This window comes from Streptomyces sp. NRRL F-5122 (assembly GCF_001507435.1).
GTDB classification, from domain to species: domain Bacteria; phylum Actinomycetota; class Actinomycetes; order Streptomycetales; family Streptomycetaceae; genus Streptomyces; species Streptomyces lannensis.
Genome location: NZ_LMWH01000243.1, coordinates 70,755 through 84,189 on the forward strand (window position 1 = coordinate 70,755; position 13,435 = coordinate 84,189).

General features: G+C 67.3%; 11 protein-coding genes and 3 pseudogenes. 8 read left to right on the forward strand and 6 right to left on the reverse strand.

The window, feature by feature from the left end:
• Positions 1-109: 109 nt before the first annotated feature.
• Positions 110-298, reverse strand: a complete 189-nt coding sequence (locus ADL25_RS27890; RefSeq protein WP_147317970.1) for a hypothetical protein — start codon at positions 296-298, stop codon at positions 110-112.
• A 124-nt stretch (positions 299-422) separates the two neighbouring features.
• Between ADL25_RS27890 and ADL25_RS27895 the strand changes: the two genes are divergently transcribed.
• From ADL25_RS27895 to ADL25_RS52260, 5 genes and pseudogenes are all read left to right on the forward strand, one after another.
• The gene (locus ADL25_RS27895; protein ID WP_115975616.1) at positions 423-1,028 is read left to right on the forward strand and encodes a hypothetical protein; all 606 of its coding nucleotides are present in this window, start codon (positions 423-425) and stop codon (positions 1,026-1,028) included.
• Positions 1,029-1,273: 245 nt separating this feature from the next.
• Positions 1,274-1,600 carry a hypothetical protein gene (locus tag ADL25_RS27900; RefSeq protein ID WP_234381066.1) on the forward strand — a complete coding sequence of 109 codons (327 nt, stop codon included), beginning with the start codon at positions 1,274-1,276 and terminating at the stop codon, positions 1,598-1,600.
• Between the two features lie 331 nt (positions 1,601-1,931).
• On the forward strand, positions 1,932-2,261 hold the full coding sequence (locus ADL25_RS46555; RefSeq protein WP_079050614.1) for a deoxyxylulose-5-phosphate synthase: 330 nt from the start codon (positions 1,932-1,934) through the stop codon (positions 2,259-2,261).
• 1,448 nt (positions 2,262-3,709) lie between these two features.
• Positions 3,710-4,018, forward strand: a complete 309-nt coding sequence (locus tag ADL25_RS27905; RefSeq protein WP_147317966.1) for a hypothetical protein — start codon at positions 3,710-3,712, stop codon at positions 4,016-4,018.
• Positions 4,019-4,150: 132 nt separating this feature from the next.
• Positions 4,151-4,303 (forward strand): annotated as a pseudogene (locus ADL25_RS52260) (site-specific integrase); the annotation flags it as partial.
• A gap of 901 nt (positions 4,304-5,204) precedes the next feature.
• Here the strand turns inward: ADL25_RS52260 and ADL25_RS27915 are convergent.
• A complete protein-coding gene (locus ADL25_RS27915) occupies positions 5,205-5,867 on the reverse strand; it encodes a Type 1 glutamine amidotransferase-like domain-containing protein (RefSeq protein WP_059130602.1) in 663 nt (220 codons plus the stop codon).
• A 358-nt stretch (positions 5,868-6,225) separates the two neighbouring features.
• Complete coding sequence (locus ADL25_RS27920) at positions 6,226-6,423, reverse strand: SMI1/KNR4 family protein (RefSeq protein ID WP_059130603.1); 198 nt, start codon at positions 6,421-6,423, stop codon at positions 6,226-6,228.
• A gap of 227 nt (positions 6,424-6,650) precedes the next feature.
• Here ADL25_RS27920 and ADL25_RS27925 point away from each other — a divergent pair.
• The 3 genes and pseudogenes from ADL25_RS27925 to ADL25_RS27930 all read left to right on the forward strand — a co-directional run.
• Positions 6,651-6,944, forward strand: a pseudogene (locus tag ADL25_RS27925) (cytidine deaminase family protein); the annotation flags it as partial.
• A gap of 141 nt (positions 6,945-7,085) precedes the next feature.
• Positions 7,086-7,263 (forward strand): annotated as a pseudogene (locus ADL25_RS52265) (integrase); the annotation flags it as partial.
• Between the two features lie 518 nt (positions 7,264-7,781).
• Positions 7,782-9,443, forward strand: a complete 1,662-nt coding sequence (locus tag ADL25_RS27930) for a hypothetical protein (protein WP_059130604.1) — start codon at positions 7,782-7,784, stop codon at positions 9,441-9,443.
• Between the two features lie 805 nt (positions 9,444-10,248).
• On the opposite strand, the gene ADL25_RS27935 is transcribed toward ADL25_RS27930, so the two are convergent.
• From ADL25_RS27935 to ADL25_RS27945, 3 genes are all read right to left on the reverse strand, one after another.
• Complete coding sequence (locus ADL25_RS27935) at positions 10,249-12,042, reverse strand: sialidase family protein (RefSeq protein WP_059130605.1); 1,794 nt, start codon at positions 12,040-12,042, stop codon at positions 10,249-10,251.
• A 122-nt stretch (positions 12,043-12,164) separates the two neighbouring features.
• Entirely contained in the window at positions 12,165-12,923 is a 759-nt protein-coding gene (locus ADL25_RS27940) for a hypothetical protein (RefSeq protein ID WP_059130606.1), read from the reverse strand.
• Positions 12,924-12,957: 34 nt separating this feature from the next.
• Entirely contained in the window at positions 12,958-13,431 is a 474-nt protein-coding gene (locus ADL25_RS27945) for a hypothetical protein (protein ID WP_107116724.1), read from the reverse strand.
• Positions 13,432-13,435 lie beyond the last annotated feature (4 nt).

The following is a 13,435-nucleotide window of genomic DNA, read 5'->3' on the forward strand; positions in this document are numbered from 1 at the left end:
GTTGGACCGGCGTGGTCTCCACCTGCCCTGGCGGGCCCATAAGAGTCCGCGCTTGCGCACGGGTGTACGTCGGTGCGGTGACCCAGTCGGGTACTCAACCTGCTGCCCTTCAGGGCCCAGCCGCTGCACCGGGGATCTGGCGCGCGAGCTCCTCGACGACCTGGGGCACGACACGTTGGGCGCCCTCGTCCTGCAGCGCTTCGACGAGTGCCTGATGCACCACCGTGAACGGCTGCCCCGCATGTGAGGCGCGGGTTCGGTCAACCGCCCCTTCGATCTTCGCGAGATGGGCTGCCACGATCGATAGCGCCTTCTCGCTGCCGTCGATTTGAGGCCCGGTGCTCCCCGTGGTTACCCACAGGATCCGACACGCGGCTAGGGTCATGGCCAGGTGATCGGAGTCATGGCTGAGGTGGGCACGTATGGCGACTTGGCAGGAGCTGCAAGCCGAGGTCGTAAGCCGGTTGGACAATGCATCCGCGGATGAGCGCCAGCTGTTCGCCGTGGGCGTGGCGGAGCGACTGATGCGGGCCCAGGAGGCTCTGCCGGCCGATGAGCAGGCGGAGTACGCCCTCAGCCTTCGGCCGATGCTCAATGCGCTGTGGGAAGCCGCGTTGGGCAACACAACGGCGTTCGGAGAGATCAAGCACGGTATGGGCGAGTACCTCCTGAGCGAGTACTGCCACAACGACGGTCAGGACGGTCCCGGAGACGCTGACGAGCCGGCTGCGGCCGCAGTGCTCTACGCCGCTGCCGCCTATCTGTTCGCGACGGGTGATCCGGCCTCGGTGGTGAGCAGCCGCGCCGTCGAGGCTGTGGACGAGCGCTTGAACACGGGTGACAACTACGCCGACGACCAGGACGGGGTTCTCACCGCCGAGTTGCACCGACAGCTCCAGGACCTGGACCTCATCGGTCGGCACAGCGGATCCCTGCGCTACGCCGGCCTGGGCCTCGACATGGAGACCTCCGCCCGGCTCCACCGCGTCCTGCGCATCCCCCTGTCCTCCATCGAGGCCGGCGAATAACGGCATCCGTTGATGCAACTGCTCGCGGGGGACGACGAGGCGTACGTGGCTGCTCTGGGCATCAAAACGATGGGGAACCACAGCTTCTGGGGCGAGGTTGGGCCCTTTCAGGTGTGACCTGCGGATTCCCTGCCCCTGGACGGAGTCCGGTGGCTCGCACCCCGTACACCTCGTTTCCCCGTGGGCCCCCGCCTGTTCTGGCACGGAAGCGGCACGACTCTCGTGGAACGTGTTGACCTCACTTGTTGGTGCCGCTCGGCGGGTTGCTGCCCCTGTTCAGTTTCGTGGCCACGGTGGAGATCAACTCTCCGGATGCATTCGGGGGATGGCGGGACAACCTCAGCAGCTTCGCGCTGTTTCCGCTGGTTCTCAGCGTTGCCTCGCTCCTCGGAGCCCTGGCAGTCACCTTGTGGGCGTCTCGGCGCGTGCGGCTGCTCGTCGGCGTGGTGTGCGATCTACTGCTCGTCGCGGCCTGTTGGCGGGCGTACACGCTTGCACCGATGCTGAAGTGTTGGAGTCACGACTCCATCGCGCGGGAGGCGGACGGCTCCTATGACTGCGCTGACCGCTGACCGCTGACCGCTGACTTGGCTATCCACTTCTGCCTGGTTCGCGGCCCCGAAACGGGAAACAGCGGGCACGGTGACCCCCCTCGATGCGAACTACGGGCACAAAGATCGCTGAGGTCGTCCGGCCTGATTACGGGTGGATCGGTTCTGCCATGAGTTCCTCCCGGACAGGGCCACAGGGTCGGTGGAGTATCAACTGCCGTGGCACGCAAGGGCATGGCGTCGTTCCCCGGACTTCCCCGCTCGGCACGCTCGCGGCCGGTACGGATGTGGCACGCCCGTCCCTGCACGGAATCCTGTGGAGCCTGGCCGGCCCCGTCCGTAGTCTGAACGCATGGCGCATGCAAAGACCTCGTACGTCTGCCTGCCGTGCCGGGCCTCGTACAAGCAACCGTACGTCGGCGACCACGAACGGGTGTGCCCGCGTTGTGCCGAACCGCTTATCCATGTCGGCTCCCCCTTCGCCGTGCCGCGTCGTCGGGACACCGCCGGCTGGCGGGTGCTCGCTGTGCTGTTGAACGCGGGTGTCCGTTTCCACAAGAGCTGTTGCGGTGGCCCCGGATACCGACCTCGGACTCTCAGGGAGGTCCGTGAACGCATGGCGCACGCCCGCTCCAGCGGGGAGCCGTTCGCCAAGGCATTGGTGTACCGCGAGTTGCCCTAGCCGCTCCAACGCCGCCGCGGCGTCCGCAACGACGCCCCCAGGAGCCGCCGCCGTCGCGCCGTTCCGCTTCCCGGTCTCTGTATCGCGCCCGTCCCTGCGCCGACACCGGATACGGCAGGCAACTACTCGTGCCAAGGAGTAGGGATCCGGCGGGAGTCGGAGTACGTCTTCACCACCCGGACCGGTCGCGAACCATGGGGGCGACGGCCGCTGTAGTCCGCCAAGCGTGTCAGTTGGGTATCTGCGGCCGTTCGGGGTCGGTTGTGGGCGAGATGGCTGCTGTATCGCGCTGCAGTACAACAGCGGCTGAGGTTGCTGTGTGTTGGTATTCCGCTGATTTCGACGGCTCGTGTCGATAGGACCGTCGGTAGAGACCTAGGGCACCGAAGACGAAGCAGAATCCCACGATCGTGGCGAATGCCGTCATCGGCTTCGATCCCAGGTGGTGATGCACGGGACCCACGGTGAGTGTGCCCCCGATGCCCATGCAAATATCCGCGCAGCCCCCGAGACGCGGCGATGAAACCGTCTTCCTGAACCATGGGGGCACCCATCCGGCGCAGATTGCGGCAGTGCCGGGAGCCAAGGTCACGAGCCAAAAGAGCACCAACAGAGCCCAGCCGATGACCCCCACAGCAAGTCCCCCCCATGCGACAAGTGTGCGACTCGACGGCCGCCATGCGTGATCATTGCATGGGCGTCGTGCCCCCGGTGAAGGACCCGTGTAGTTGACGCCTGGTTCGCCGCCATGTCCGAGAAGACCATGTGTTGCGAATCGCTCAGAACCGGAACATCCGCTCGTGAGTGCCCGATGTGGAGTCACGATCTTCGAGGCTCGCGCCAAAGCGGCCGGCTGAAGTCGTGGCCCGGGCCGCCGCAGCCACGGCGTGTTCTGACTTCATGCCCCGTGCGGCCGCTCGAGGGAGCGAAGTGACGACCGGTGGTGAGGTCTGTCATGTGCGCTGCTCATAGAGGCGTTACGGGTTCGGCCCGGTCCCCTGCAGTCGGCGTGGCAGCTGTGCATCCCACCTGGACCGCAGTCGGTTTGGCCCACCGCCACCTGCTCGTGATCGCGCCTCTGCGGGGGTAGGTAGGGCATGCTCGATCCCCCGAATGGCGGCACCCGGTTTGTTGCAGAAGCTATTGCGCCGTTCGAGTGACCCGAAGTGCAGGTGCGGCACGAAGGCATGACGGATCGTCGGCGGAAAGTGTGCTGGTCAGGGGCCTGTTCATGGGTAGATGTCATTCAACATATGGTATTTCGTCCTCATTGATAACAACCGCGGCGGATAGTTGTGGAAATGTCACTGTTCTGTAACACGGCTTGGTTCGTTGCGGTCCCGCGGCGAGAGCGCGTCACAGTTGCGGTCCTCGGCACCGCGCCGAGACCCGGATAGCACGCTGACTCCCACCAGGGTGGGTGTGCACTCATGTGAAGGGGAAGCTTCATGTCTGTTGCTCGTACCACGGTCCGTCTGATGGCCACCTGTGTGGCGTCGGCGGCCCTCATCGGGGCGGCTGCCATGCCGGCCCTCGCCGACGGACACGGCCAGGGCTTTGACAACCGCGGCCGTTTCTCGCACAGCGCCGCTTCGCATGGCGGCGACCGATACGGCCACGACCGTGATTTGCGCCGCTACGGTCGTTGGGACCACGGCAGGTACTACTACCGCAGCCACAACCGCGACCGCTTTGGGCACTGGCTCTGGTTCCTGGCCCCGCGCCACGTCTGGGACAGGTCCCACCACCACCGCTGAGCCGCCCGGCCGGTGACGCAAGGGCGGGCGGCGCACCGCGCCGCCCGCCGGAGCAAGGGCTATTGCCCCGTCTTTTGGGGCCGAAGACCGTTTCTCGCGGTCTTCGGCCCCGCTTGCGTATCGGGACCACGCCTGACGGCCGCCGGCGTCGTGCCGCGGGTCATCATGGATATCCTGGGCACAGCCAGATCAGCATCACGATGGCTGTGTACCGCGCACGTCGTGCACGACACCCAGCGCGAAGGCATCAGCCACATGGACCGGCTGCTCAGGGGACGTCTGCCCTCCGCCCGAGAGGCGACTGCCGTCAAAAGCCCCGGACCACGATCGGTCAGTAGCCTTTTGGCTGGTGCCCCGGAAGGATTCGAACCTGCGACACCCGCTTCAGGAGCGAGGTTGGGCGATCACTGGCCTGACCTGTGGACGCCCAGCCTTGAATGGAGTGGGCGGCGCTTCCGCCTGCGAACCGCGATCTGTCAGCGCCGAGGTCACAGAGGTCCACGGAGCGATTACCCAGTCGCCTGGGATGGGCAACGGTCGTCCACGGTTGCTGTACTTCGCTGCTGTAAGGGTCGCTTCGCCGCCGCGTTCCGGGCATGAGCCTCACGCCGCAGCCGACGCTCATAGTCAGTGACCTGTCGGGGCACGGCCCTTGCGGTGGCCGAGATGGTGGGTTCGTGGTCCAGTCGGTCCGGTGGATTGCTCCTGGTGGCGCGAGTCTGCCATCACCCTGTGCTCTTCAGCGCGTTGGCGCCGGCGGCTTTGGCGGCCGCTGTACTCATTGGTGTACGAAGTCTCGCCGTCCGAATCCTGTCAGTGACGGCGGTCGTCCTGGTCACGCTCCTCGCGGTACCCGTCTTTCTCCTCGGCAGTTCTGAGCACCGGATGACGATGAACGAAGCCGCGCCCAATTAGGGAAAGTTCGATCCCGGTCACGTCCCCCCTGGCGTCCTACTTCGATTGATGCTTAACGCGTTGACGTCGCTTGATGCTTGATGCTTCCGTCCTCGGCTTTGCTGTCTGCGACTGCTGTCGGGGAGGCGGGGCGAGGTCGGTGTTAGTGGAGCTGAGCGTGGTCGAGCGGCGGTATCACGCGGTCATGGTGTGGCCGCGGGAGCCACGGTGGTTGAGGTCGCGGCGCGTTATGGGTTTCGGGGAACGACGCGACGTCACGAATCCGGGGCGGCTATGACCCGAACTTCGTCCATTGCCCTTCGGAGACCACCTCGATGGAGTCGTCGACGACTTTGATGGCCGTCTGTTCGTCGATGGCGTAGGCCGGGACGCCGATGTCGGCGGCCCATCGCTCTGCGTCGGCCAGGGTGTTCGTCGGGAAAGCGTTCAGGTGCGGGAAGATCGAGAAGTCGACGACTCCCAGAGTGCGGTCGTCCGACGCGGACGGCCATTCGACGAAGTACGGTCCGATCCGGGGCGTCATCACCATGCTTCCGGCGCTCACTCCCGCCCAGACCGTGTCGGGCAGCGAAGGCAGCAGATCGACCAGCCCGGACTCCCGCATCCAGTGGCAGAGGTACGTCGCGTCGCCGCCGTCGACCAACAGCACGTCGGCCTCCCGGATCCAGGGGACCCATCGTTCCGCGCCGATGGTGGGCAGTGCGGTGAGCTCGAGCACACCGAGCGATGCCCAACCCAGGCCGGTCAGGTGCTGCCACGTGGGCTCGGCGGCTACGAGGCCCCGCACCGATGTTGGGCCGCACATCGGGTGACCCCACTGTGCTGTCGGGACGCAGAGGGCGTGGCACTCGGCGATCGGCTTGCCGAGAAGCTGCACGAGCGCCGAGTGGATGCTTGGGTTCGTGACGCCGCCTGACGTAAGCAAGAGCTTCAAGATGCCTCCAAATTCGCGCGGGAGGTGGATGTACCTGAAGACTCGGGACCGTGCTGAAACTCATCGCATCCCGGTCCGTTTTCCAGGGCGGCCAGGAGTTCAATCAAGATTGATGGGTGCCGCCGCATCCAACCGACGCTTGGCACGAGAGTGGCACGGGCCTGGGGGGCACACATGAGCTCTCCCCAGTCCCAGCCCCACCCCTGCTGGTAAAACTGCCCCAAGAGTGCCGTCAGTGATTCAGCTTGCAGGATTCCGTCTGTCCAAGACTCAACCCAGCCGTCCACCAGGAGCGGAGGTGGGGGCTGGTTACGGACGTCATACACGAGCAGCTCACGGCTCCCGTCGCCTCCGGTGATCACAGCGCCCGGAAGGCGGCTCGCCAGCTCGGCTGCCTCGTCAGATCATCCAATGGGTCGAGCATGAGGTAATCGCCGGTGGATGACCAACGGCCAGTGGTCTCCGGGTCGTCGGCAACGAGGTCCTTGTAGTCCCGGGGGAGGCTGATGCCGAGCTTCTGCTCGACTCTTCTGATCGCTTCCGTCGACGAACCCATCGGCTGTCTGCTCTTGTTCCAGCCTTCACAACGCCCTGGCGGCTGCCAGATGGCCGGTGGCAGCCTAGTAGCGCGGGTTGGGGTACACCTCGAACCCGCCCGCGCCCGGCATCTGGGGCGTGTTAGCACGCAACGCGGTCGGCGTCGCGACTTTGGGCGGGAGCTGCCATGGGGCGAGTGATGATGGGCCGTAAGCTTCCGGCGAGTCGGACAGTCTGTGGACTTGGCGGATCGTCACTGCGGTGAACGCCTACCACTTCACCGGAGGCCCCTGCGCCGAGCTGGTTCTCATCGGCGCGGCAGCCGCCCAGGGCGCCTACGAGCTGGACACCATCGTCGCCGTGGGCGACCGCGACCGGGGAGTTGTTCCGCCGTGCGGCCGGTGCCGTCAGGTCCTCTTCGACTACTTCCCCACTCTCTAGGTCATTGTTGGCGAAGGCGACCGCGTCCGAACCGTCTTCATCACCGACTTGCTGCCCGAAAGCTACGTCTGGGCCGACCACCAGCTCGACGCCGAATAGGCCGCCGCTCAGCGCGAGCCGGCACCGTCGGCCGACAACAGGGCGAACCTTGGCTGATGCGGCACCAACTTGCACGACTCAGTGTGGTGAGGTGATCGAGGTACTCACGGCCAGTCGGCTCGGTGGCGAAGTCTCGATTGATACACCGGCAACACCCTCGCCGCATCAGGTGCGAGCCTGCGTGAGCTGATGACCCGGATGGGCCACAGCACACCCCGTGCCGCCCTGATCTATCAGCATGGTCAACGGCCGCGACCGAGAGATCGCCGATCGCCTCGGCTCGATGATCCGCGAAGCCCGGGGTGATGTGGACTCTTAGTGGCCTTTGTGGCGGGGGAGTGGCACGGCCGTGATCACAGCGAAGGGCCAGTTCGAGGGGATCAAGCCTCTGAACTGGCCCTTCATCGTGTGCCCCCGGCAGGACTCGAACCTGCGACACCCGCTTTAGGAGTTCGATCTCTTCCCCGTGCGGTCGAGATTCACCCTGCGCCCCGATGCCACGCGTGACTGCCGATCGTCGTCGCCGTCTCTGGTCGTTGACGTCGGCGTTGGATGTCAGCGGAACGCTCAACGCCGTCGTTCTCACCTGGTGTACGGGGACGGGAGTGTCTTACGCGCGCCACCATGGACCCGCATTCACGCACGGCGCGCCCCTTTCACCCCGGTACCGTCGCTCGGCCTGCGCTGATCTTCAGCGATCAGGGTCACGGGCAACGTGGGGACCGGGTCGGTACCCAGCCGCCGATCCTTGCCGTCGCGTGCCGATAACTGCGTTGTCGGGACAGCGCAGTTGGTGTCTAGTGACCTCACACATCACCATCCGAACAGGAGAAGAGATTGATCAGACTCAGACGCCTGCTGGCGTCGATGGCCGCCGCCGGGGTCGCCTGCATACTGAGCGCAGCCCCGGGGACCGCTGCGGCACAGCACCACGTGGCGGCGCCGGGCGCCGCGTCGGCGATGAGTGTTTCGGCTCTGTCGTTCAGCGCCAAGTCGGTCGATGCCACCACCGGGTCGGCCACCATCGAGCTGAACTGGACGATGACCTCGTCCAATCCGAACGCATCCGGCTTCGGGGGCGACATCCACATACGCCGGACGAATCCGAAGACCGGCGCCTACATCGGCACCGAACTCGCGGCGGGCTTCGACTCCCAAGGTTCACCGTTCGGTGACGTCACCATCGAGCCCGGCGCAACCCCTGCCTCGACCACGTATACGTGGACTGTCCCCGTCCCGCAGTACGGAGTCGGGACGAAGACGACCTGGGCGGTCTCGGAGATCCAGGGTGGTGATGGCGCCGGCGACTCGATCGACTGGACCGCGCCCCAACTATCTGCCTTCCCACGTACTTTCACCGCCCGGACCACCGCGGACCAGGGCTACCCGAGCCTCGACCAGATCGCCCTCGCGCAGGGGATGCAGGCCACCGTCTACGAATCCTCGGGGCAAGGTGCCACGCTGCGGTACCAGCTCGACAGCCAAGAGGCCAAGTCCGGCGTGTACGGCGGAGCGGTCGTGGTCACCGGTCCGGGCGGTCGCACGGCCCGCGGATCGTTCGCCATCGGCTGGGACTGGAGCGAGGGCTACCAGGGCTGCGGCAACATCGGCTGGATGCAACGCCAGGTGCTCGACTGCACCGTGACCGTGTCGCTGCCAGCAGGCTTGCCGGAGGGCGACTGGAAGGTCACCGAGGCGGACCTGACCAGCAACGCCGGGGTCACCCACGCCTACACCGGGCTGTCCGAAGCCGCAGTGCACGTGACCTCTGACAGCGTGCTGTCGGCGACCGGCTTCGCGTTCACCCCGAGCCAAATCGACAGCTGGCACTCGCCCGTCCCCACCGCACAGTTCTCGCTACGGCCTTCCGGCGCCGTGGGCGGGGTCAGCTCCGTACAGCTGACGAACTGGGGAAACAACGCCAACGAGTGCCAGCAGCTATCCACCGTCCCGACCGTGCAGGCGGACGGCACAGTCACCGTGCCGGTACGCGGGCTGCCGGGCCAGTTCAGCTGTCAGCTCACCGGTTTGATCATCACCGACGGTCACGGCAACCAGGCCGTCTACGGCTCGTCGCTGGGCGCCCCGGACATCGATGCGACACTGACCAACATCCCTGACGACGTGTTGCCCACGGTGGATGGTGTCACAGTCACCCCTCGTACGGTCGCGGCCAACGACACCCAGACATGGATCAAGCTGACGATCAACCTGTCTGCCTCCACCGCCGGGGTGAACGGCCTCGACCTGTACCTGGTCGATGCCTCCGGGCACGCCGACTCGATTCAGTTCGGTGGTGTGCCCACCACCTTCTCAGGTCCTTTGGACGAGTACTTCACGCTGCCGCAAGGCACCGCGCCCGGCACCTACACCATTGGTTTCCGGCTCCAGGACCAGGGTTACAAGACCGTGAGCTACGGGCTGCCCGGCAGCGGCAGCCAGCTGATGCCCGGCGGACCGGTCACCCTTACAGTCACCGACCCGGTAACCGCCAGGTGACTATTCGGGACACGCTCCAAGGCTAAGGAGCGCGCCCCTGAGCAGTCACGCAACAGAGCAACTCCGCTGAGTCGCAGCAGCTCACAGCGTAGATCCGTCAGTACATGACGGAGACTTTGACCGTGCGATCGCTGGTCGACTGGGGGCCGCGCTCCGCGAGGACAGGGAGAGGCCTGGGACTGAGGGGGCCGACTCGGGAGGCAACCCCTCGTGAGCCGGCCCTGCCTGCTGTGCCCCCGGCAGGATTCGAACCTGCGACACCCGCTTTAGGAGAGACACTATTGTCGGCCCTCTCTGTGGTGTTCTTCCGCGGGATTCGCCGTTCCTGCTGGTCAGCGAGCCGAGTCCTTCCGTCCCTGTCCGATCCTTCCCCGCCTTTACTCGGCCTTCCGTTCCCATGACGTTCCCATGAGGGTTCCCCTCCAACCTGTGGGAACGAGGGTGAGGGAGTCCGCCGAGACCAGCTGCGGTGTGCGAAGAGGTGAGCACCGCAGATCCTTGGGGGGCGACAAGGGCCCAGCGGCCCCGGAGATTAGCTCATGAGCGCGGCAGAACACACTTCGTTCGCCTCCCCTGTCACGCAAGCAGATCCGGCGCGGCGTCCACAAGAACGTCCAGGCACTCAAGAAAGACATCCGCGACTGGATCACCCACTGGAACGAAGACCCCAAGCCGTTCACCTGGACCAAGACCCCCGACCAGATATTCGAACGCCTCGCCGGCTACCTCAACCGCCTACCGAACCCCGAACCCTAGAAATGCAGCCTTTCTAAGACTCAGGACACTAGTGGCATCCTGCGGGCTTCTAGTGCTTGCCGCGGACCACAGCGTCGTACGCGCCGTACAGCGTGTTGCCGGAGGTCTGGCGGGCTATGGAGGCCAGCGCGTCGTAGTTCTGCGCGCCTCCTGTCGCGCAGGTGCCGGTGCAGCCGTCGGCGTAGGCGGCGAGCACGTGGCCCTGGGCGTCGGTGGTGACGTCGATGAAGTCCAGGAGGTTGCGGTCTTTGCCGCAAGTGGTGCCGCCCGTGCAGATCGACCCCTTCTGGACGGGGTCGGTGGGGGTGGCGTCGGCGGTGACCCAGGACTGGCCGCCGTCGTAGGTGGTGGCCACGTACAGGTGCCACACGCCCTGGAAGGCCGGGTCCTGGTAGTTGCCGCCCGTGGTGGTGCCGAGGAAGGCGAAGGCGGCGCGGTCGTCGTCGCCCGCGGTCACGGCCGGGAAGACGGCGTTCTTGATGCCGAGGGTGGCGCCGACGTTCTGGTCGTACAGCCAGGACCTGCCCTTGTCATTGCTGACGGCGATGCGGGGCGTGCCGTCGCTGTTCTGGTAGCCCAGGTAGACGGTCCCGCCGGCCCCGACGCCCACGCTCGGGTCCGAGTCACCGGGGGTGCTGGACGGGTTGTGGCGGACGGTCCAGGTCAGTCCGTCGTCCTCGGAGACGGCCACGGCCTGGTGGCCGCCGCAGCCCTTGTTGGGCACGTACACCGTGCCGTCCGGGGCGACCTTCACATGCCCGTGCAGGCCGCCGCAGTCCAGCAGCGAGTACATAGCAACGGCGGGCCCGTACGTCAGTCCGCCGTCCCGGCTGACCGCGCAGGAGGCGTCGGCGATGTCCTGGGAGCAGTAGTAGACGGCGTTCGGGTACGAGGTGAGGGCGCCCGGTCCGCCTGCGACGAAGGGGCCGCCGCCGATGGTCTGGTGGTCCACGCCGGAGTTGATGCCCGAGCCGCCCGTCGGCGTCCACGTCTCGCCGTCGTCGTCGGTGTAGCAGGTCAGCGAGGCCTTGCCGGCGAGCTGCGATTCGAAGGTGCGGTGGGTGGCCGGGTCGGTGAAGAGGATCGGGTCGAGGCTGGTGGTGCTGCCCTGGGGGCAGCCGTCGGCCGCGTTCGCGCTCTTGTCCTGCCAGGTGGCGGCGCCGGAGCCGTCGTAGGTGACCTTGAGCGTCGACGTGTTCGCCTGGAACATCGCGGCGCCGCTCGCCCGGTCGACGCCGATCGAGGGTTCACCGGCGTTGTGCGCATCCGTGATGCCGTCGGGTGCCGAGGAGTTTGCGTACGCAGGCGGTGTGGCCGTGCTCGGCGGCGGATCGGCCGGTGGGGTGATCAGGCTCGCGGTGCCGGTGAAGCTGTCGCCCAGCGGCGCGTAGGGCACCACGCGCACGGTGTACGACGCCGACACCGCCGGGAGCAGCACGGTCTCGGGGTCGCTGGACGAGGCCGAGGCGGCCACCTCTCTGCCGGTCGCGTCGAGGACGTACAGGTCGAAGTCGGCGGCGGAATCCGGCCATCGGACGTCGATGCGCAGGCTGTGACCGGCGTCGTAGCCCGCGGGCACCGACACCTTCAGGGCGTAGTCGTCGCAGGGTTGCGCGGTCCCGCAGCTCACCGCCCCGGCGGTGCCGGAGACGTTGGGGACGGCGAAGGGGCCGGCGCTCCAGGTGGTCGAGGGCGCGGTGTCGCTGACCGATCCGGAGGGCGGGGTGGCGGCGTCGGCGACCGCGCTCGGCAGGGTTCCGGCGACGAGCGCCAGAAGCCCGACGGTGAGGCGCCCCAGCGACCGCGGGGGGTGGTGGCGACGGAGTGCGGAGAGGAGGGCCACAGGTACCTCGACTTTCGCGAGTCGGACGAAGGGTGGTGGTGTGCGGCGGAGAGGGTGGTGCCTGCGGTGCCCCCGCAGACCGTATGGCGCTTGCGGAGGCCTGTTCAGAGGAGTCGGAGGGGTCAGAGGGCGTCGACGCCGCTCACCTTCCAGCCGTCGGAGGTGCGGGTGAGCGTCATGCGCACCCGGTTCAGGTCCAGCCGGGGCTGCGGGACCTGGGTGCTCCGGGTGACCTGGTTGACGAAGAGCAGGACGACGGCCCGGTCCGGTGCGGCCGACACGACGGAGGCAGCCGGGGCGCCGCCGTCGGCGGGGGTGGCCACGGTCGCCTTCACCACGCCGTGGTACTTCGTCGCGGTCGGCGCGACCACCGCCTTGGTGGTCCTGCCGTACTGGTCGCGGAAGTGCCCGGTCAGCAGGGCGCGGGCCCGGGAGAAGTCCCGGTCAAGGTGCCGGTAGTCGTACGACAGCACGACCGGCGACGCCTTCCGCGCGGCCGCGAGGGCCTCGTCGCGGGCCTGCTCCGCCTGCCCCTCCTGCCGGTACTGCCACCCGAGTACGGCGGCCGCGGCCAGGGCCGCCACGAGGACGGCGCCCAGCACCGCGGTGAGCACGCGCCGTCCGGTCCTGCGCGGGAGCGCACCGTCCTCCGGATCCCCCTCGAACGACTCGGGCGACTCGGGCTCGGGCGGGTCCTCCCAGCCGTTCGCCGGGGGCTCGACGAGCAGGGTGCGCCCGGAGGGCGTCCGCTCCTCCTCGCGGGCACCGTGCTCGGGGCGCGCGGGCCGCCCGGCGCGCTTGGCTGCCGCGCGGGCGGCCGCGGTCATGGTGCGGCGGCTCGGTGAGCCGGTGCCGCGGGTGCGGGAGGTCGGGTTTGCCATGGTGTCTCTTCTCATCGATGGCCTCAGGGGTGGGTCAGCCCACGAACGCGACGTCGGAGGTCAGCCAGCGGCCGGCCACGCGCGTGAGGTCGAGCTGGAGCCGGTAGGTGCGCGCCTGGCCCTCGGGCGCGGCGGTGTTGGTCACCTTGCTGTCGGCGACGACCAGGACCCGGGCCGTGCGCGCGTCGGACCGCACGATGCCCGCTTCCAGGACCTGCCCCTCGGACACCGACTTGTTCTGCGCGACCAGCTTCGTCAGTTGTGCGGTCTGTGCGGCGAACTCCTTCTTGAACTCGCCGGTGGCGCCCCTCAGCACATTGCCGCTGTCCCGGTCGTAGTGCCGGTAGTCGAGCGAGGTGAAGCTCAGCGCCGACTGGCGAGCCGCCGCCAGGATGTCCTGACGGCGCTGCTCCGACGCGTGCTGGTCGGACAGCTTCAGGCCCAGCCAGACACACAGCACGGTCGTCAGCACGGTCGCGGCGACGAACCCCGCCGACAGCAACCTCATGCGT